Origin of the sequence: Sphingopyxis sp. BSNA05 (genome assembly GCF_013265645.1) — a bacterium.
In the GTDB taxonomy this organism is placed as follows: Bacteria; Pseudomonadota; Alphaproteobacteria; order Sphingomonadales; family Sphingomonadaceae; genus Parasphingorhabdus.
Genome location: NZ_PYIA01000092.1, coordinates 1 through 18,962 on the forward strand (window position 1 = coordinate 1; position 18,962 = coordinate 18,962).

At 59.5% G+C, this 18,962-nt stretch carries 15 protein-coding genes, 1 tRNA gene and 4 pseudogenes; 13 read left to right on the forward strand and 7 right to left on the reverse strand.

Annotated features, from left to right (window positions below):
- Positions 1 to 184: 184 nt before the first annotated feature.
- A tRNA-Ser gene (locus C8024_RS10155) sits at positions 185 to 274 on the reverse strand.
- A gap of 221 nt (positions 275 to 495) precedes the next feature.
- On the opposite strand from C8024_RS10155, the gene C8024_RS10160 reads away from it, so the two are divergent.
- Positions 496 to 1,278, forward strand: a complete 783-nt coding sequence (locus C8024_RS10160) for a DUF1134 domain-containing protein (protein WP_100093174.1) — start codon at positions 496 to 498, stop codon at positions 1,276 to 1,278.
- A 39-nt stretch (positions 1,279 to 1,317) separates the two neighbouring features.
- Here the strand turns inward: C8024_RS10160 and C8024_RS10165 are convergent, their stop codons facing one another.
- From C8024_RS10165 to C8024_RS10190, 6 genes and pseudogenes are all read right to left on the reverse strand, one after another.
- A complete protein-coding gene (locus C8024_RS10165) occupies positions 1,318 to 1,926 on the reverse strand; it encodes a riboflavin synthase (protein WP_173204728.1) in 609 nt (202 codons plus the stop codon).
- A 46-nt stretch (positions 1,927 to 1,972) separates the two neighbouring features.
- Positions 1,973 to 2,922, reverse strand: a pseudogene (ribD, locus tag C8024_RS10170) (bifunctional diaminohydroxyphosphoribosylaminopyrimidine deaminase/5-amino-6-(5-phosphoribosylamino)uracil reductase RibD).
- Positions 2,923 to 2,945: 23 nt separating this feature from the next.
- Positions 2,946 to 3,353: a hypothetical protein gene (locus C8024_RS10175; protein ID WP_123906249.1), complete on the reverse strand. Its 408-nt coding sequence runs from the start codon at positions 3,351 to 3,353 to the stop codon at positions 2,946 to 2,948.
- A gap of 95 nt (positions 3,354 to 3,448) precedes the next feature.
- On the reverse strand, positions 3,449 to 4,102 hold the full coding sequence (locus C8024_RS10180; RefSeq protein WP_173204734.1) for an energy transducer TonB: 654 nt from the start codon (positions 4,100 to 4,102) through the stop codon (positions 3,449 to 3,451).
- A gap of 146 nt (positions 4,103 to 4,248) precedes the next feature.
- Positions 4,249 to 5,589, reverse strand: coding sequence for a glutamate--tRNA ligase (gene gltX / locus C8024_RS10185; protein WP_173204737.1), 1,341 nt, complete (start codon positions 5,587 to 5,589; stop codon positions 4,249 to 4,251).
- Positions 5,586 to 7,240: pseudogene (locus C8024_RS10190) on the reverse strand (NAD+ synthase). The gene gltX and the pseudogene C8024_RS10190 overlap by 4 nt, the downstream one beginning before the upstream one ends.
- A gap of 153 nt (positions 7,241 to 7,393) precedes the next feature.
- On the opposite strand from C8024_RS10190, the gene C8024_RS10195 reads away from it, so the two are divergent.
- The 12 genes and pseudogenes from C8024_RS10195 (at position 7,394) to C8024_RS10250 (ending at position 18,727) form a co-directional block, all read left to right on the forward strand.
- Entirely contained in the window at positions 7,394 to 8,329 is a 936-nt protein-coding gene (locus tag C8024_RS10195) for a ribose-phosphate pyrophosphokinase (RefSeq protein WP_100093167.1), read from the forward strand.
- Positions 8,330 to 8,362: 33 nt separating this feature from the next.
- Positions 8,363 to 8,770 carry a hypothetical protein gene (locus C8024_RS10200; RefSeq protein WP_173204740.1) on the forward strand — a complete coding sequence of 136 codons (408 nt, stop codon included), beginning with the start codon at positions 8,363 to 8,365 and terminating at the stop codon, positions 8,768 to 8,770.
- Between the two features lie 99 nt (positions 8,771 to 8,869).
- A complete protein-coding gene (locus C8024_RS23340) occupies positions 8,870 to 9,148 on the forward strand; it encodes an NAD-dependent epimerase/dehydratase family protein (RefSeq protein WP_367947274.1) in 279 nt (92 codons plus the stop codon).
- Positions 9,037 to 10,158, forward strand: a complete 1,122-nt coding sequence (locus C8024_RS10210; protein ID WP_302051618.1) for an SDR family oxidoreductase — start codon at positions 9,037 to 9,039, stop codon at positions 10,156 to 10,158. Before C8024_RS23340 ends, C8024_RS10210 begins: the two co-directional genes overlap by 112 nt.
- The gene (locus tag C8024_RS10215) at positions 10,155 to 10,727 is read left to right on the forward strand and encodes a DUF2269 domain-containing protein (protein WP_173204749.1); all 573 of its coding nucleotides are present in this window, start codon (positions 10,155 to 10,157) and stop codon (positions 10,725 to 10,727) included. The genes C8024_RS10210 and C8024_RS10215 overlap by 4 nt, the downstream gene beginning before the upstream one ends.
- Positions 10,642 to 11,420: pseudogene (gene hisN / locus C8024_RS10220) on the forward strand (histidinol-phosphatase). Before C8024_RS10215 ends, hisN begins: the two are co-directional and overlap by 86 nt.
- 129 nt (positions 11,421 to 11,549) lie before the next feature.
- Positions 11,550 to 11,753: a 50S ribosomal protein L35 gene (gene rpmI / locus C8024_RS10225; RefSeq protein WP_089133727.1), complete on the forward strand. Its 204-nt coding sequence runs from the start codon at positions 11,550 to 11,552 to the stop codon at positions 11,751 to 11,753.
- Between the two features lie 40 nt (positions 11,754 to 11,793).
- Positions 11,794 to 12,156, forward strand: coding sequence for a 50S ribosomal protein L20 (gene rplT, locus C8024_RS10230; RefSeq protein WP_089133726.1), 363 nt, complete (start codon positions 11,794 to 11,796; stop codon positions 12,154 to 12,156).
- 107 nt (positions 12,157 to 12,263) lie between these two features.
- A complete protein-coding gene (gene pheS, locus C8024_RS10235; RefSeq protein WP_173204752.1) occupies positions 12,264 to 13,379 on the forward strand; it encodes a phenylalanine--tRNA ligase subunit alpha in 1,116 nt (371 codons plus the stop codon).
- Positions 13,376 to 15,748 carry a phenylalanine--tRNA ligase subunit beta gene (gene pheT, locus C8024_RS10240; RefSeq protein ID WP_173204755.1) on the forward strand — a complete coding sequence of 791 codons (2,373 nt, stop codon included), beginning with the start codon at positions 13,376 to 13,378 and terminating at the stop codon, positions 15,746 to 15,748. The genes pheS and pheT overlap by 4 nt, the downstream gene beginning before the upstream one ends.
- Before the next feature lie 98 nt (positions 15,749 to 15,846).
- Positions 15,847 to 17,408, forward strand: a pseudogene (locus C8024_RS10245) (peptide chain release factor 3).
- Between the two features lie 17 nt (positions 17,409 to 17,425).
- On the forward strand, positions 17,426 to 18,727 hold the full coding sequence (locus C8024_RS10250) for an MFS transporter (protein WP_173204758.1): 1,302 nt from the start codon (positions 17,426 to 17,428) through the stop codon (positions 18,725 to 18,727).
- Positions 18,728 to 18,962 lie beyond the last annotated feature (235 nt).

Here is an 18,962-nt window from a genome sequence, read left to right on the forward strand (position 1 = left end):
GGTTGCTGCCTTCACAGCGGTCGCGGATAGTCTTCCCATAGCCCTGATATTCCCACATTTGTTCCCACATTCCAAATCACACACCGGTGGAAACCTGAGGACAAATGAGGACCCGAATCATCCGCTAACCCGCAGTAAACTGCGGGTCTCATGGGTTAGCTCGGGATGTATGGGAACAGGGGAGTGGAGGACACGGAGGGATTCGAACCCTCGAAGCCCGTAAAGGCTTGTCTCCTTAGCAAGGAGGTGGTTTCAGCCGCTCACCCACGTGTCCACGCAGTTTGGCTTGAAGTCGCGCTATAACGGCGGAAAGCGCTGGCTGCAACGGGAAAAATGGACCGAATTAAATCCTGCCTGAAAATCGAGATTATGCCTGTTGCCGGCCACGGGACTCGGACCGCCGCAGAATCGAGTCCGTTCGTCGTCCGTTCATTGCGTGGTCATATCCGACGGCCGAGAGCCTATATCTGGCTGGTAACGGGAAGGAGTTTACCCATGTTACGGTTATGCTTGAAGAAATCATTGGGTTTATTTGCTGTATTGGCCCTTGCCGGTGCACCGGCTCTGTCGCCCGCATATGCCCAGGTGGAAACCGTCGATCCGAATGACGTCATCGATGCCGATCTGGCCGCGCCCGACTATGACGGGAATTTTGAACCTGACGCCTCTCGCCCGGCCACGGTCGAGGACGCGCCGATGGACAGCGATATAAACGCGGATATTGTTGCGCCTTCCGGACCCGCAACGACCGCTGCCCAGACCGGCAGTGCTGTCGCTCCGGCGACCGATGACGGCAACACCTATCAGGACGACGACCTGATCGGCGCGGCCGAAGGCGTCTTCGGCAAGGGCGCAAAAGGCCTGGCCGAAGTGATCGAGGATATCTTGAAGAAACAGGGCCGGCCCAACGCCTATATCGCCGGACGCGAAGCCAGCGGCGCTTTTGTCGTCGGACTGCGCTATGGTTCGGGCAAGCTCTATCACAAGGTCGAGGGCGAACGCCCGGTCTACTGGACGGGGCCTTCCATCGGCTTCGACTTTGGCGGCAACGCGGCCAACACCTTCGTTCTGGTCTATAATCTCTACGACAGCGAGGAATTGTTCCAGCGCTTCCCCGCCGGCGAGGGCGCGGCCTATTTCATCGGCGGTTTCCACGTCAGCTATCTGCGCAGCGGCGACAAGGTGCTGATCCCGGTACGCCTCGGCGCGGGTCTGCGCCTGGGTGCCAATGTCGGCTATATGAAGTTCAGCAAGAAGCAGAAATGGCTGCCGTTCTGATCAGCTGATCGGCCGGGCAGCCGGCCGTCACTCCCGGTTCTACGCCAGCGACCGGACCTTTTCCATCCGCGCCAGATAGCGCGCCAATATGTCGATCTCCAGATTGACCGGACGGCCGGGCTCGAGCTCGCCGAGCGTGGTCACCTGCGCGGTATGGGGAATGATGTTCAGGGTGAAGACTGCGCCCTTTTCCTCGTCGGTAATGGCGTTGACGGTCAGCGAGACGCCATCGACCGTAATCGATCCCTTGGCGGCAATGAACGGCGCCAGATCTTTCGATACGCGGATCTCGACTTCCTGCGAATCGCCGGCGGCCTTGCTGGAGACCACGGTGCCGACACCGTCAACATGGCCGGTCACGATATGCCCGCCCAGTTCGTCGCCGACTTTCAGCGCCCGCTCCAGATTGAGCTTGCGGCCCGCGGCAAATTGCCCTTGCGCGGTGCAGGAGACGGTTTCGCCCGACACATCGACGGCGAACCAGTCCGGCCCCTTGTCGACTACGGTCAGGCAAACGCCGGAACAGGCGATGGATGCCCCCATCTCAACGCCGTCCATGTCATAGCCACACCGGATCACCACGCGCAGATCGCCGCGCTGGTCGACCGATTCGATACTACCGATATCTGAAACAATGCCTGTGAACATGCGCGATCCTATTTGCTGTGCCTATTTGCGGTAAACCGAGCGGAACCTAGGCGGCACGGTCATATATCTCAAGCATATCCTGCCCCAGATCGCGCCGGTCGGTGCGCCGCCATTCACCATGCGCCTCGGCCAGCTTATCCAGCCCGATATCGCCGATCGACGGCAGGCCGCCGCCAATGAGGATCGGCGCGCGATAGAGCAGCAGCCGGTCGACCAGACCGGCCGCCAGAAACGAGGTCGCGGTTTTCGCGCCCCCCTCGACAAGCAGCCAGTTTATATCGGCAAGACCGGCGATGGCGGCGGGCTCGTCAAGCTGTTGCCAATGTTCCGGCATATCCTTGTCGGTGCCGAGCACCACCGGTTGCGGCGAGCGGTCGGCCAGTCCGTCGAGCCTTACGTCCAGCCCCGGGCGGTCGACCCTGGCCGTGCCCGCGCCCACCAAAATAGCATCGCTGCGTGCCCGTTCGAGATGGGCATGCGCCCGCGCCCGGTCGCCGGTGATCCACTGGCTGGAGCCGTCGGCCATGGCGATACAGCCGTCGAGCGACATTGCGAGCTTGAGCGTGACAAAAGGCCGGCCATTTTCGACACGGCAGAGGAATCCGGCCATTGCGCGACGCGCTTCTGGTTCCCTTATGCCGACCGATACCGGTATGCCGGCATCGCCCAGCCGGTCAATGCCGCGGCGTCTGGTCCGTTCGTCAGCGTCAAGAGTCGCGACAATCACTCTTTTCGGCTTTGCGTCGATGATCGCATTGCTGCAGGTCGGGCCGCGCGTGCTTTCATGGGCGCAGGGCTCCATCGTGACATAGATATCCGCGCCCCTGGCGGCGGTCCCGGCCTGGGCCAGCGCCATTTCCTCGGCATGCGGGCGCCACCGGGCTGGGTCCAGCCGCGACCGATGATGACACCGTTCTTGACGATGATGCAGCCGACATTGGGATTGGCGCCGGTCTGGCCACGGCCCCGCTCGGACAGAGCCAGGGCAGCGGCCATATAATGGGCATCGCCGGGAGGAGTCAGCATTGCAGGCCGGCGGGGCGTTCCACCTCTACCTCACCGCGTGCTCGGCGTTCCGCGATCGCATCGCGCTCGATCTGGTCTACATCCATGCCCGACATCCGGCCGAGCGATTTGACCGCTTCGCGTCGCTTGGTCTCCAACTCGTCCTTCAGGCACTGGATCTGCCAGCGGTCCTGCAGGATTTCCTCGTCGGTCCGATCGGTCGTCCAGTTTTCTACATAAATGACCTCCTGCGGTACATAAGTGTAGGTGTTGACCTTCGGATCGAGCCAGAAAAGGAACAAAATGAACGATGTGCAGGCAATGGCCATGGCTGCCGGGAGCAGGCGCTCGCCGGGTTCACTCTGGCGAAAAACGGCAATCAGGTCGCCAAAGCCGCCGGTTACTGACACATCTTTCAACATTCCCATGCCGTTCAAATAGTGCGGACACCGCCGGATGACCAGCCCTTCCCGCAAATTTGCGCGGGAAAAAGCGGGTCGGCCGTCCGGACCGGTGATCAGCTGTTGATTTCAAACCGAACTTTCAGGGTCATCCAGCTTTCAATCGGCGTTCCATCCCTGGTCGCAGGTGTGAAACGCCATTTGCCAAGCGCCTGTTTGCGCGTCGCCGTCCAGAAATCGACATGCGGCGAATCGATCAGTTCGATCTGCTTCACGCGACCATTTGTTCCGACCAGCACCCGGACACTGACCTCGCCCTCGCGCTCGAGCCGCAGCAGACCGGTCGGATATGCGGGCTGGAACTGCCCCGCGTAGCGCGTGTTCAGCCGCGCGCCGACGATCACCGGGTCTGGCGCAATTTCGATCGTTTGCAGGGGAATATCAACGCCTGTTCCACCGGAATTACCACCAAGCGTCGCCTCGGCATATTGGATTTTCGGAACAGGGGGCAATTTGATGATCGTCCGGTCCGGTGCAATTTGCTGCGTTTGCGGAGCAGCTTTGACTTCCGGTTGCTGCTCTTCGATAACCGGTTCGGGAGGTATCTCGGCCAGTTTCGGAAGGGCAACAAGCGTCCCTTCTGGTCGCTCGGTCACGATGATCGCGGGCATCGCTATCGCGGCACCGATAATCGCCGCATGCACGGCGACAGTCATAATCAGGCCTTTCGACCGCGGGGTTTTGTTTTCGTAGACAGATACATAGCTCATGTTCAAATCCTCTCAACCATCCTCAGAACGGCGGAGCGGCTTCGTGCCTGTTTGACTATCTCGCCCCAGCGCCAATTGTGATGTTATACTATTACATTACATAATGCAAACAGCGGGACCGCGAGCGCGTGGCAAGTGCCGAAATACTATCTAACTATTTGTTTTAATAACCTTTTTAAGGCCTCTTCGCGCCCGATGAGGGGCAGCAAGGCGTTCATGTCCGGCCCGTGGTCGAGCCCGGTCAAGGCCTGGCGCAGCGGCATGAACAAGGCCTTGCCCTTGCGCGCCGTCACCTCCTTGAGCGCGCCGGTCAACACCTTCCAGAGATCAGAAGATGCTTCCAACTCTTCCAATCTGTCGTGCGCAGTGGACAGAAATTCCCGGTCTTCCGGCGAGAATTCCGGCTGGACTATCGGCCCGGTCACCACCTGCCACCACTGGTCGACATCGCCCATATCGTGCAGATTGGGCCGGATCACCGCCCAGGCTTCGGCATCCATGGTTTCCGGCAGCCGGTGCTTCACATCGTCATAGTCAAGCAGATGGACGATCTTCTGGTTAAGCTGGGCCAGCTCTTCATCGTCAAACCGCGCCGGTGCCCGGCCAAAGCGGGCAAAGTCGAAGGTCGCGATCAGCTGCTCGACATCGGCAATCGGTTCTACCGGATCGCTGGTCCCGATACGGGCGAGCAGGGCGACAATGGATTGGGGCTCGATTTTCTTCTCGCGAAAGCTGCTTACGCCCAGCGATCCAAGCCGCTTGGAAAGCTTGCCTTCGGTCCCGACGAGCAGCGCTTCATGGGCAAATTCCGGCGGCTTTGCGCCCAGGGCTTCGAACATCTGGATCTGCACCGCGGTGTTGGCAACATGGTCCTCGCCGCGCACGACATGGGTGATCCCCATCTCGATATCGTCGATTGCCGAAGGCAGCATATAGAGCCAGCTGCCGTCTTCGCGCAGGATAACGGGATCGGACAACAGGGCCGGATCGAAATTCTGGTCACCCCGGATCAGATCGGTCCAGGCGATCGGCTTGTCGTGATACAGCTTGAAGCGCCAATGCGGCTTGCGCCCTTCTGCTTCAAAGGCCGCAATCTGCTCTTCGGTCAGGTCGAGCGCCGCGCGATCATAGATCGGCGGCTTGCCCCGGCCGAGCTGGATCTTGCGCTTCAGGTCCAGTTCCTGCGCCGTCTCATAGGCCGGATAGGCCCGGCCCTCGGTCTTCAGCTTCGCCAAATGCTCTTCATAGCGGTCAAAGCGGGCAGACTGCCGCTGCTCTTCGTCGGCTGTCAGGCCCAGCCAAGCCAGATCAGCACGGATCGCCTCAACATATTCCTCTTTCGATCGTTCGCCATCGGTATCGTCGAGACGCAGCAGAAATGTACCGCCCGCTTTCCGCGCGAACATCCAGTTGTGCAGCGCCGTCCGGATATTGCCGACATGGAGGTGGCCCGTGGGTGACGGGGCAAAGCGGGTTTTTATGGTCATACGGTCCTGAATGCGTTGGTGATCGGATAGCGCCGGTCACGGCCGAAATTTCTGGTGCCCAGCTTGACGCCGGGAGGAGCCTGGCGGCGCTTATATTCGGCAATATAGAGCAGCCGCTCGATCCGCACCACGGTTTCCCGGTCAAACCCGCGCCCGACCATGTCGTTGACCGACAATTCTTCCTCGATCAGCCCGTGCAGCAGCGGATCGAGAATCTCGTAATCCGGCAGACTGTCGCTGTCTTTCTGGTCTTCCCGCAATTCCGCGCTTGGCGGTTTGGTGATGACCGTTTCCGGCATCACCGGCCCGTCGGGACCGAGACCGAGGCTCGGCTTGTTGCGGTTGCGCCAGGAGGACAGTTTGAAGACGGTCAGCTTGTAAGCGTCCTTGAGCACCGAATAGCCACCCGCCATATCGCCGTAGATGGTCGCATAGCCGACGCTCATCTCGCTCTTGTTGCCGGTGGTCAGCAGCATATGGCCGAACTTGTTCGACAGCGCCATCAGCGTGACGCCGCGAATCCGCGACTGGATATTTTCTTCGGTGATATCGACATTGCTGTCGGAAAAACTGTCCTCCAGCATCGCGTCAAAGCCTTCGACCGCCGGGTTGATCGGAATGGTGTCCAGCCTAGTACCTAGCATTTCGGCGCAGCCGCTGCATCGTCGAGGCTTTCCTGCGAGGTGAAGCGCGAGGGCATCATGACATTCCAGACCCGGTCCGCGCCCAGGGCATCGACCGCCACCGCAGCCGACAGGGCGCTATCGATCCCGCCCGACAGTCCGAGCAACACGCCCGGAAACCGGTTGCGGTTCACATAGTCGCGCAAGCCGACGATCATCGCGTTGTAGATATCGGCCGGATGGTCATCCAGCTGATGGATATCGCCCGGCGCACAGGTCCATTCGCCGTCTTGCCGCGCCCAGTGGGTATCGACAATCGCTTCGTCCCAGTCCGGCAGCTGGTGCATCACGCTGGCATCGCCATTGAGCACGAAACTGGCGCCATCGAATACAATTTCGTCCTGTCCGCCGACCCGGTTCAGAAACAACAGCGGAATAGCCGTTTCCCGCACGCGCTTCGTCGCCACCTGGCCCAGACGCTTGTCGTCCTTCTCAATCTCGTACGGGCTGCCGTGCACCGAAATGAACAGCTCGGCACCCTGCGCCTTGAGATGCTCGCACACGGTTGGAAACCAGACATCTTCGCAGATCGGCAAACCGATCCTGCAGCCCTTGAAGATGATCGGCTCGGGCAACGGGCCGGAGGCGAAGAGCCGCTTTTCATCAAATGTGCCGTAATTCGGCAATTCGACCTTGTAGCGGATGTCCCTGACATGCCCGCCTTCGAGCAGGGCGATGCCATTGTAGAGCCTGTCATCCTCGCGGAACACCGATCCGACCAGCATCGCCGGTCCCGGCCCCGCAGTCGCCGCGGCCAGCCGGTTGAGCTCTGCCTCCGCCCGTTCCCAGACCGCTGGCTTCAATACCAGATCTTCCGGCGGATAGCCGATCAGCTGCAATTCGGGAAAGACAATCAGATCGCTATCCGGCTTGCTGCCGTGCGCCGCAATCATCGCATCGGCATTGCCGCGCAAATCGCCGACACTCTGGGTCAGTTGCGCCATGGTGATGATAAGCTTGTCCGTCATCGCGCCTGATAGAAAGGGCCACACTGCGGAGCAATCTAAATTAACGCAAATACGGACTTTTGATTCGACCGCCTTCTGTCTAACAGGGTCACGAAACTGTCATGGGGTGCCGCTGGCGATTCTTGCGGGCCATTGAATCGGGGAAACGCAAATATGAAACTCATGTCGGGCAACAGCAATCTGCCGCTTGCTACAGAAATCGCACAATATCTGGATATCCCGCTGACCGATGCGAGCGTCAAGCGCTTCGCCGACGACGAGATTTTCATAGAAATCCACGAAAATGTCCGCGGCGAGGATGTCTTCGTTGTCCAGTCGACCAGCCATCCGGCCAATGACAATCTGATGGAATTGCTGATCAGTATCGATGCCCTGCGCCGCGCTTCCGCAAAGCGCATCACCGCAGTCATCCCCTATTTTGGCTATGCCCGGCAGGACCGGAAGCCAGGCCCGAGAACACCGATCTCGGCCAAGCTGGTTGCAAACCTGATCACCGAAGCGGGTGCCGACCGCGTACTGACCGTTGATCTTCACGCCGGCCAGATTCAGGGCTTTTTCGATATCCCGACGGACAATCTCTATGGCGCCCCGGTGATCAGCCAGGATATTATCAAGCGCCATAGCGACAAGGATATCATGGTTGTCTCACCCGATGTCGGCGGCGTGGTTCGCGCCCGGGCACTGGCAAAGCGGCTCGACAACGCACCGCTCGCGATCGTCGACAAACGCCGCGAGCAAGCCGGAGTCTCCGAAGTCATGAACATCATCGGTGACGTCAAGGGCCGCTTTTGTGTGATGATCGACGATATCGCCGACAGCGCCGGCACGCTCTGCAACGCCGCCGATGCCCTTATCGCGGCCGGTGCCACCGATGTGGCCGCCTATATCACCCACGGTGTATTGTCCGGAAAAGCCGTGGACCGGGTCAACGCCTCCTCGCTCCGCAAGCTGATCATCACCGACACCATCCGCGCGCCGCAGTCCGCACTCGATTCCAGCAAGATCCGCATACTCCCGATCGCGCCGCTGCTCGGAGAAGCGATCAAGCGGATCGCGGACGAAAGCTCGGTGAGCAGCCTTTGGGACTAGCCGCTACCAGATTTTCCTTGTCAGGAAACAGAAATGCCCGGTTTTGATACTCTTCTGAAATACCGCATATATATCGCGCTGCTGGCGATTTTCATCTCGCTGTTCGCCTGGTTCACGGAATGGGCGGGCTGGGTTTATGTCTGCCCCTATTGCCGCGCACAGAGGACGGTCATCGGACTGCTTGGCCTGCTTCTACTGGCCAACCCCATGCACTGGCTCAACCGGTGGATAGCCTCGACGCTTGCCATACTTGGCCTGGTTGTCGCCGGAATGCAGCATTTCAACGGCTGGAAAAAGATCATGGCTGGCCAATTTACCTGGGGTGACTATTGGTATGCCAATGCCTGGGTTCTCTCCGGCTGTGCGATGTTCATCATCACCGGGCTGATCCTCTGCCTGTGGGCCTGGCGGCCACCCCTTCTCGAGGCGGACCAGCCATGACCTCTCGCTCTCTTCAACTTCCAGATCATCCCGTCGTAGCAAGCTCCGCGACCATTCTTCTGGATTGACCGTCCGTTGGATCGGAATCCAAAGTCGATATTGGTTCTGGGGGCATATGGTTTCATTGGCAGCGCCATTGCCAAGGAGCTTTCATTTGCCGGATATCAAGTCACTGGCTTCGGTCGCAATCTTTCCTATGGCCGGGCCATTCTCCCGGATATCCAATGGTGTGAAGGCGATCTTCGCCAATATTGTGACCCAAAAAGCTGGTTGCCCTGCTGCAAAACGTCGATGTCGTCATCAATGCGAGTGGAATATTGCAGTCCAGCCCCGGGAACGATGTCAATATCACTCAGGCCGACGCCATCATCGCATTGATCAAAGCATGCGAGATTTCGGGTATCTCTCAATTTATCCAGATATCGGCCTGCGGCGCATCAAACGATGCCGCACATGATTTCATGAAGAGCAAGGCCCGTGCCGATCAACAGCTCCACAATTCGGCGCTCACGGCAACAATTCTGCGGCCGGGCTTGGTGATCGGTAGAAACAGTTATGGCGGCACCGAACTGATCCGCATGACTGCCGCCCTTCCCCTTTTCGCACCGCGATTGGTCGGTTTCGGTAAAATCCAGTCCATCGCACTTGCCGACGTAGTGGAAGCGACCGTGAATGCTATCGCCCGGCCTGTTGCGCTGGCCGGTTCCTACGATCTTGTGGAGACCGGATCCCGGCCCGTCGATGAGATCATTGCACTGCACCGGAAATGGCTCGGATTTAGCGCCGTCGGCCGAAAGCTTCCCGTCGGGCGGCGCCTAACGAAAATCGTCGCCATGATGTCCGACGCGCTTGGCTGGCTTGGCTGGCGGTCTCCGATGCGTAGCAACGCAATCCGATCCCTCATCGACGGAGTGCAGGGCCAGTCTGAGCAGACGGCGATCATCCTCGGACGGCCGGCCATTGCGCTGGGACAGGTTCTGGAGGGCTTCCCGGCAGGAAAGCAGGACCGCATCCATGCGCAATTGATGCTCGGACTTCCGTTATTTCTGGCAATGCTCGCTCTCCTCTGGCTGGGTTCGGGCCTGCTGGGAATCTGGAAGGCTGACGAAGCCGCTGCGCTGCTGGATGGCTCATATCTTTCGTCCAATATCGCGTTGATCATGGTCTACGGCGGAGCAGTCGCAGATCTGATCCTGGCTGCCGGGCTGATTTTTCGCAAAACGGTGCGGGCAGCATTGGTCGGCACCATTGCAATCTCGCTCGCCTATCTGGCCGGTGGCACGATTTTGACACCACTGCTTTGGCTTGACCCGTTGGCGCCGCTGATCAAGGCCCTCGCGTGCGTTGGGTTATCCATGACTTGCCTGATCGCGCTGGATAAAAGATGAGCAACTTGCTGTTCTTCGCCCAGTGGCTGCATATAATCGGTGCAACGATATTGATTGGTACCGGCGCGGGAATTGCGTTTTTCATGCTGATGGCCCATCGCACCGATGATCCCAAACTTATCGCCCATGTCGCCCAAACCGTGGTTGTTGCAGATTTCCTGTTCACCGCTCTGGCCGTGATCGTTCAACCGATCACCGGATTCTGGCTGGCCGCTCTGACCGGATGGCCGATTATGACACCCTGGATAATCTGGTCGTTGGCGCTCTATATTTTTATCGGACTCTGTTGGCTTCCCGTCGTCTGGATACAATTGCGCCTGCGAAACCTGGCGCGGCAGTCCTGCGAGACGCACTCTGCCTTGCCACCGGAATATTACCGGCTCTACAGGGTCTGGTTCGCGCTTGGCATTCCCGCCTTTGCAGCAATTTTGCTGATTGTCTGGCTGATGCTCGCCAAATCAGTTTTTGACGATAGGACAAGTTATGACACCCAAAGATATCGAACTTGCGCAAAAGCTTGCAGAAGCTGCGGGCGAAGCGATCCGTCCGTTTTTCCGCGCCAAATTTGATCAGGAAGCAAAGAGCGATTCGACCTTTGTTACCGAGGCAGATCGCGCCGCTGAAGCGGCTATGCGGACGATCATCGAAACCGAAAGGCCGGATGACGGCATTATCGGCGAGGAATATGGCACACGAAATGAAGGTGCTTCTCGACAATGGGTACTCGATCCGATTGACGGAACCACCAGCTTCATCGCCGGGCGTCCGATATTCGGCACCCTGATCGCGCTGATGCAGGAGGGTTTCCCGCTGATCGGCATCATCGATCAGCCGATTGCGCGAGAGCGATGGGTCGGCGTGGTCGGACGCCCGACCCTGTTCAACGGCCAGCCGGCCAAATCTGCGCGCTGCCGGGAACTCAAGGATGCCGTTCTTGCAACCACTTCGCCGCATCTGTTTGACGAGCATGATGCCGAGCATTTCATGGGACTTGCCGGCAAAGTTGCGCCGCGCAAGATTATCTATGGCGGCGATTGCTATAATTACGGCCTGGTCGCCAGCGGCCATGTCGATGTCGTCTGCGAAGCAGGCTGATGCTCCATGATTTCGCCGCCCTCGCCCCGATTGTCGATGGCGCCGGCGGGATGATGTGCGACTGGAACGGCGAACCGTTGCACGCGGAATCCGACGGCCATGTGCTGGCGATTGGCGATCATGCGCGAGTCGATGATGTGCTGGAGGCTATTGCTTGCCATCATTGAGGGATTTTCTCTCTTGATATCCCTTGCATTCCTGCCGAATCCCGCTAAAGACGCCCTTCCGAAGTGACGCTCTGGCCAGTGTTGGGCTGCCACAAGTGTCCGTAACGGTACCATCTAGAGGAGACCAAAATGCCCAAGTTGAAGACCAAAAGTGGTGTGAAGAAACGCTTCAAGATCACCGCGAACGGCAAGGTAAAGCACGGCGTAGCCGGAAAACGCCACCGTTTGATGAGCCATAACAGCAAATATATCCGTCAGAACCGCGGCACCAAGAAATTGTGTGATGCGGATGCTCGGACAGTCAAGAAATGGGCGCCATACGGTCTGGGTTAATTCCCGCCGCAGCGACATTCAAACTTACAGGATATAGAATATGGCACGTGTAAAACGGGGTACGACCACTCGTACAAAACATAAAAGATTATTGGTACAGGCGAAGGGCTATTATGGCCGTCGCAAAAATACCATCCGCGTCGCGCGGCAGGCCGTCGAAAAAGCCGGTCAATATGCCTATCGCGATCGTAAAGTTAAGAAGCGGGCTTTCCGCGCGCTCTGGATTCAGCGTATCAACGCTGCGGTTCGCGCCGAAGGCATGACCTACGGCACGTTCATCCACGGCACCAAGCTGGCCGGCATTGAACTCGACCGTAAAGTGATGGCCGATCTGGCGATGAATGAACCGGCAGTGTTTGGCGGCATCATCAAACAGGCGCAGGATGCTCTGGCCAAAGCCTAAGCATTTTCATAATTTCAAAGAAGCGCCGGGGAGCAATCTCGCGGCGCTTTTTATTGGGTTTTCGTGAGGCTTGCTAGACGGGCAACGAGCAAAAACGGGACAATATGATGAGCGACATCGAAGCGGTCAGGGACAGATATCTGGAGCAGATTGGCGCAGCAGCTGACGGCGACGCGCTGGAAGCGATCCGCGTGGCTGCGCTCGGCAAGAAGGGCGAAATTTCGCTGCTGTTGAAAACCCTCGGCAAGATGACGCCGGAAGAGCGCCAGGAACAGGGCCCGAAGATCAACGGCGCGCGGCAGGCTGTTGCCGATGCGCTGGCTGCGCGCAAGGAGGAGATGGAAGCCGCGGCGCTGAACGCGAAGCTTGCGACTGAAAAGCTCGATTTGACATTGCCGCCACCATCCGCTCCCAAAGGCAGCATCCATCCTGTCAGCCAGGTAATGGACGAGCTCGCAGAGATATTCGCCGACCTCGGATTCTCGGTCGCCACCGGCCCGGAGATCGAGGACGACTGGCACAATTTCACCGCGCTCAACATCCCGGACACCCATCCGGCACGCGCGATGCACGATACATTCTATTTCCCGCAAACCGACGAAGACGGGATGCCAAAGCTGCTGCGCACCCATACGTCTCCGGTGCAGATCCGCACGATGATGGATGTTGCGAAGAAGACCGACGGAGCGGGTGAACCGATTTACCTCATCGCTCCGGGCCGCACCTATCGCAGCGACAGCGATGCCACGCATACGCCGATGTTTCATCAGGTCGAAGGGCTGGTGATAGACAAGGGCATCCACATGGGCCATCTGAAATGGACGCTGGAAACCTTCGTCCGCGCCTTTTTCGAGCGCGATGATATCGAATTACGCCTGCGCCCGAGCTACTTCCCGTTCACCGAACCCAGCGCCGAAGTCGATGTCGGCTTTTCGGTCGAGAAAGGTCGCCGGATCATCGGCGGAGACCCGCGCGGCGACAATGGTGGCTGGATGGAAATATTGGGCAGCGGCATGGTCCACCCCAATGTCATCCGCAATTGCGGACTGGATCCCGATGTCTGGCAGGGCTTCGCCTTTGGTTGCGGCATCGACCGTCTGGCGATGCTGAAATATGGCATGGACGACCTGCGCGCTTTCTTCGACGGCGATCTGCGCTGGGCCGACCATTATGGCTTTGACGCGCTCGACGTCCCCACTCTGAGCGGAGGAGTCGGCGCATGAAATTTTCCCTAAGCTGGCTCAAGGCCCATCTCGAAACGGATGCAAGCCTCACCGTGATCACCGACAAGCTGACCGCGATCGGCCTGGAACTGGAAGGCGTTGAAAACCCTGCCGATGCCCTGCGCCCGTTCCGTGTCGCCAAGGTTATCGAAGCCGGACCGCATCCCAATGCCGACAAGCTGCAATTGCTGAAGGTGGACGACGGTAGCGACGAGCCTTGGCAAGTCGTCTGCGGCGCGCCCAATGCGCGCAAGGATATGGTCGGTGTCTTCGGGCCTCCGGGAACCTATATTCCGGGTAGCGACTTCACGCTGAAACCCGCGAAAATACGGGATGTCGAGAGCTTCGGCATGATGTGTTCAGCGCGCGAGCTGGAACTGGGCGAAGATCATGACGGCATCATCGAATTGCCCGAAAGCGCGGCCAGTGAAGTTGGCACCAGCTACGCCGACTATGCCAAGCTCGATGATCCGGTCATCGACGTCGCGATCACGCCCAACCGTCAGGATTGCATGGGTGTCCGCGGCATAGCGCGCGATCTCGCCGCCGCCGGCCTCGGCACGCTGAAGCCAATGGACATCGCCAACATCGCCCGCAATGGCGCCGGTCCGGATATCGCGATTGAGGATCCGGAAGGCTGTCCCGCCTTTTATGGCTGCACCGTCAGCGGCGTGACCAATGGCGCGTCTCCGGACTGGATGCAGGCGCGGCTGAAATCGGCCGGCCAGAAGCCTATCTCGGCGCTGGTTGATATCACCAATTATGTCACGCTCGATCAGGGCCGTCCGCTGCACGTTTATGACGTCGCCAAGCTGAAGGGCGGACTGGTTGCGCGCAAGGCGCAGGACGGTGAAAAGCTGGTCGCGCTGAACGACAAGGAATATCTACTCGACGAGACCATGACCGTGATCGCCGACCAGGCGGGCGCGCATGGTATCGGCGGCATCATGGGTGGGGCCGCCAATGGCACCGACGAGAACACCACCGATGTGCTGATCGAATGCGCCTATTTCGATCCGGCCCATATCGCCCGCACCGGCCAGAAGCTGATGCTGACCAGCGATGCGCGGCAGCGGTTCGAGCGCGGCGTTGATCCGGCTTTCCTGGAAGAAGGCATAGAAATCGCGACGGCGCTCGTTCAGGCGCTTTGCGGCGGCAGTGCCAGCGCGGTCACCCGCGTCGGCGAAGCACCGACAGAGCAGCGCGTGATCGATTATCACCCGCGCCAATGCGCCGCCCTGGGCGGGCTGGATGTCGATCCGGATCGACAGCACGGCATTTTGGAAGCGCTGGGCTTTGTTATCGGTGACGATTGGCAGATCACTGTGCCGACATGGCGTCGTGACGTCACCGGCTGGCAGGATCTGGTCGAGGAAGTGATCCGGATAGAGGGACTGGACAAGGTTCCGTCGGCACCGCTGCCCCGCAAACCGGGTGTCGCCAAACCGACCGCCTCGCCGGAACAGCTTTCCGAGCGCAAAGCACGGCGAGCAGCGGCAGCGCGCGGTCTCAACGAAGTCGTCAACTGGAGCTTCATTTCCGATAAGGAAGCGGCGCCTTTCGGTGGCGGAAGCTGGTCACTGGCCAATCCGATCAGCGAAGACCTCAAGGTGATGCGGCCCTCGCTGCTGCCCGGCCTGGTCGCGGCCGCCCAGCGCAATGCAGCGCGCGGCGCAACGTCGATCCGCCTGTTCGAAGTGGGTCGCCGCTATCTGGAAAGCAGCGAGCATCCGACCATCGGCCTGGTTCTGGCCGGTGAAAACCGCCCCCGCAGCTGGCAGGCTGGCGCCGCGACGAAATTCGACGCTTATGATGCCAAAGCCGAGGTGCTCGCCATATTGGCCGCCGCCGGCGCACCGACCGACAAGCTGATGGATTTCGGCGAAGCGGGCGATCATTATCATCCCGGCCAGTCCGGTACCTTACGGCTGGGACCGAAGAAGATTTTGGCGGCTTACGGTGTGCTTCACCCGTCAACGACCAAGGCGATGGGCTTCAAGGGCTCTGCCGTTGCCGCCGAGATATTCCTCGATGTAATCCCGCTGAAGAAGAAGTCGGGCCATATGCGCGATGCCTTTGCGCCACCTGCCTTGCAGGCGGTGACTCGCGATTTCGCCTTCATCGTCGATGCGGAGCTGTCGGCGGGCGATCTGGTGCGCGCAGTCAAGGGCGCGGACAAGAAGCTGATCAGCGACGCGCGGATTTTCGATCTGTTCGAGGGACCGAGCGTCGGCGAAGGCAAGAAATCGCTGGCGGTAGAGATTACGCTGCAACCGATGGATGCAACATTGACCGAAGAGGATTTGAAGGTGCTCTCGGACAAGGTTGTGACAAACGCGGCAAAATTGGGCGCTGAATTGAGAGGATAGAATATTCGTCATCCTGAACTTGTTTCAGGATCTTTCGAGACAAGCGAGTACATGGAGATGCTGAAACAAGTTCAGCATGACGAGAGTTAGATATTAATATGACCAAACCACGCCGGACATTCGCGATCATCTCTCACCCCGATGCGGGTAAGACGACGCTGACCGAGAAGCTGCTGCTGAAGGGCGGCGCTATCCATCTGGCGGGCGAGGTCAAGGCGCGGGGCGACAACCGGCGGGCGCGGTCCGACTGGATGAAGATCGAACAGCAGCGCGGGATTTCGGTGACCTCCAGCGTCATGACCTTCGAGCGCAACGGCATTGTCTTCAACCTGCTCGACACGCCGGGCCATGAGGATTTTCCGAGGACACCTATCGCACCCTGACCGCCGTCGACAGCGCGATCATGGTGATCGATGCTGCATCGGGTATCGAGGCACAGACATTGAAACTGTTCGAGGTCTGCCGGCTGCGCAACGTGCCGATCATCACCTTCGTCAACAAGGTCGACCGCGAAGGCCGCGACCCGTTCGAACTGCTCGACGAGGTCGCCGACAAGCTGGCGCTGGACGTCTGCCCGATGAGCTGGCCGACCGGCATGGGCGGGCAGTTTGAAGGCGTCTATGATCTGGTCAAAAACCAGCTGCACCAGCCAACCGGCGACAGCAAAATATATGACGGTGTGACCCAGCAATTCACCGGCCTCGACGATCCAAAACTGGCCGAAGTGCTGAGCGAAGGCGCGCTCGAGCGACTGACCAGCGAAGGCGAACTGGCGCAGGGTGGTTATAGCAGCTTTGACCTAGAGGCTTATCAGAACGGCGATCTGACGCCGGTTTTCTTTGGTTCGGCGCTCAAGCAGTTCGGCGTCGAGGAGCTGATCGAGGCGATTGCCGATTACGCGCCCTCGCCGCGCCCGCAACCGGCCGAACCGGCTCCGATCGATCCGGAGAGCGACGATGTCACCGGCTTCATTTTCAAGATTCAGGCCAATATGGACCCGCAGCACCGCGATCGCATTGCCTTCATGCGGCTGTGCTCCGGCGAGTTCAAACGCGGTATGAAGCTAACGCCGTCCGGGCTGGGCAAGGCGATTGCGATTCACTCGCCAATCCTGTTTTTCGCGCAGGATCGCGAAATTGCCGACACCGCGGAACCGGGCGATATCATCGGTATCCCCAATCACGGCACCTTGCGGGTTGGCGACACCTTGTCGGAAAAGAACCAGGTGCGGATCACCGGCCTGCCGAATTTTGCGCCTGAAATCCTCCGCCGCGTGATCCTGCGCGATCCGACGAAAACCAAACAGCTCCGCAAGGCTTTGGACGATCTCAGCGAAGAAGGCGTCGTGCAGGTTTTCTATCCCGAACTGGGTGCCAACTGGATCATCGGCGTGGTCGGGCAATTGCAGCTCGAGGTTCTGGTATCCCGCCTGCAGGCCGAATATAAGGTCGACGCCTTTCTGGAACAGGCCCCGTTCGAAACCGCCCGCTGGATCAGCGGCGACGACGCGACCCTGAACGCCTTTGCCAATATCAACCAGTCCAGCCTCGCCCGGGACCGCGATGACAATCTCGTGTTTCTGGCCAAATCGGCCTGGGATGTCGGATATCAGGAAGAGCGGAACCCTGATCTAAAGTTCAGCGCGACACGCGAACGCTAATCCGGTAAATCCCGGTCATGGCCAGCAGAACCACGACCCAAAAAGCCTTTCAGGCGATCACCATCGACGACGAAGGCCGTGTTTGCGCCGATATCCCGGAAAGCGCCTGCAATCAGGAACCGGGCAATTTCTTCAAACATGTCGGCTCGCTGGCGCTGACCAAAAGCGCCGACGGGCTGATCGACCCGAAGCTGGTGCTCAGCTGGTTGATGACATCGCTGGGCGCTCCGGTGGCGCTGATCGGGCTGCTCGTCCCGGTCAGGGAAGCAGGCGCCTTGCTGCCGCAGCTTCTGACCGCCGGATATTTGCGGAAATTACAACGGCGGAAGTGGGCATGGGCGGTCGGATCACTGGTGCAAGGCCTGGGAGCCGCCGCGATCGGGGTGGTCGCGATCACCATGACCGGCGCGGCCGCCGGCTGGGCGATTGTGATCGCGCTGGCGATATTGGCACTGGCGCGCAGTATCTGCTCGGTCTGCTACAAGGACGTGCTTGGCAAGACCATCGACAAGTCCCGGCGCGGCACCGCGACCGGTCTGGCGGGCTCTATCGCGTCGGTCAGCGTGATTATCTATGCGCTCGCTCTATCGTCCAATCTCGTCGACCGGATGCTGCTGGTCACCGGCGGCCTGTTTCTGGCCGGCATGGCATGGCTATTGAGCGCCCTGTTGTTCGCCAGCTTGAAAGAAGAGCCCGGAGCGACCGAAGGCGGCAAATCCGCGCTGATGGAAGCCTATAAAAATTTCACCTATCTGCGCGATGATCCGCAGCTCGTCCGATTCATCCTCACCCGAGGTCTTCTGACCGCCACCGCGCTGGCACCGCCGTTCATGATTGCCCTCGGCAGCCAGGCGGGGGAAGGCTATGACAAGCTCGGCTTTCTGGTCCTCGCCTCGGCGCTGGCCAGCCTGTGCAGCAGCTTCGTCTGGGGCCGCCTGTCCGACCGGTCCAGCCGCAAGGTGCTGGTCTTCTCGGCAATGGTCGCCGCGATCATATTGGCGGTGACAAGCTGGCTCGCCTTCGCCGGAACGCTGAGCGGCGGCTATATATTGCCAGTCCTATTGTTCGGCCTGATGATCGCCTATCAGGGCGTGCGCCTCGGCCGGTCAACGCATCTCGTCGACATGGCCGACAAGGACAGCCGCGCCGCCTATACCGCGCTTTCGAATACGATCATCGGATTGTTGCTGCTGGCCGGTGGGGTTTTCAGTCTGGTGGCCAACTGGTTTGGCGGGGAAATGGTGCTGGCGGTGATGGCGGTGATGAGTGGGTTGGCTATATGGGCGGCGTTTGGGTTGGAAGAGGTGCAGCGGGGGTGAAGGTCGCCAGCGGTCGGCGATGAACCTCTAGGAAATTTTCGAGGGTAGACCGCTCCAAATCGGGTCTTATCAACCTTCATCCTCTCCCATAGGGAGAGGCAACTGTAGCTTGTCAGCTTTGCTGATTAGCGAAAGTCGGTGAGGGGTTTTGAAACTCGGAAAGATCCACTCCCTCACCGAGTGCGACTAGGCCTGTCGGCCAAGTCTTACTTGCCTCTCCCTATGGGAGAGGATG

What these genes read in the sequence shown, in the direction of transcription:
- C8024_RS10160 (WP_100093174.1), top strand. Translation starts at nt 496, where the DNA reads ATGTTACGGTTATGCTTGAAGAAATCATTGGGTTTATTTGCTGTATTG.
- C8024_RS10165 (WP_173204728.1), bottom strand. Translation starts at nt 1,926, where the DNA reads ATGTTCACAGGCATTGTTTCAGATATCGGTAGTATCGAATCGGTCGAC.
- C8024_RS10175 (WP_123906249.1), bottom strand. Translation starts at nt 3,353, where the DNA reads ATGTTGAAAGATGTGTCAGTAACCGGCGGCTTTGGCGACCTGATTGCC.
- C8024_RS10180 (WP_173204734.1), bottom strand. Translation starts at nt 4,102, where the DNA reads ATGAGCTATGTATCTGTCTACGAAAACAAAACCCCGCGGTCGAAAGGC.
- gltX (WP_173204737.1), bottom strand. Translation starts at nt 5,589, where the DNA reads ATGACCATAAAAACCCGCTTTGCCCCGTCACCCACGGGCCACCTCCAT.
- C8024_RS10195 (WP_100093167.1), top strand. Translation starts at nt 7,394, where the DNA reads ATGAAACTCATGTCGGGCAACAGCAATCTGCCGCTTGCTACAGAAATC.
- C8024_RS10200 (WP_173204740.1), top strand. Translation starts at nt 8,363, where the DNA reads ATGCCCGGTTTTGATACTCTTCTGAAATACCGCATATATATCGCGCTG.
- C8024_RS10215 (WP_173204749.1), top strand. Translation starts at nt 10,155, where the DNA reads ATGAGCAACTTGCTGTTCTTCGCCCAGTGGCTGCATATAATCGGTGCA.
- rpmI (WP_089133727.1), top strand. Translation starts at nt 11,550, where the DNA reads ATGCCCAAGTTGAAGACCAAAAGTGGTGTGAAGAAACGCTTCAAGATC.
- rplT (WP_089133726.1), top strand. Translation starts at nt 11,794, where the DNA reads ATGGCACGTGTAAAACGGGGTACGACCACTCGTACAAAACATAAAAGA.
- pheS (WP_173204752.1), top strand. Translation starts at nt 12,264, where the DNA reads ATGAGCGACATCGAAGCGGTCAGGGACAGATATCTGGAGCAGATTGGC.
- pheT (WP_173204755.1), top strand. Translation starts at nt 13,376, where the DNA reads ATGAAATTTTCCCTAAGCTGGCTCAAGGCCCATCTCGAAACGGATGCA.
- C8024_RS10250 (WP_173204758.1), top strand. Translation starts at nt 17,426, where the DNA reads ATGGCCAGCAGAACCACGACCCAAAAAGCCTTTCAGGCGATCACCATC.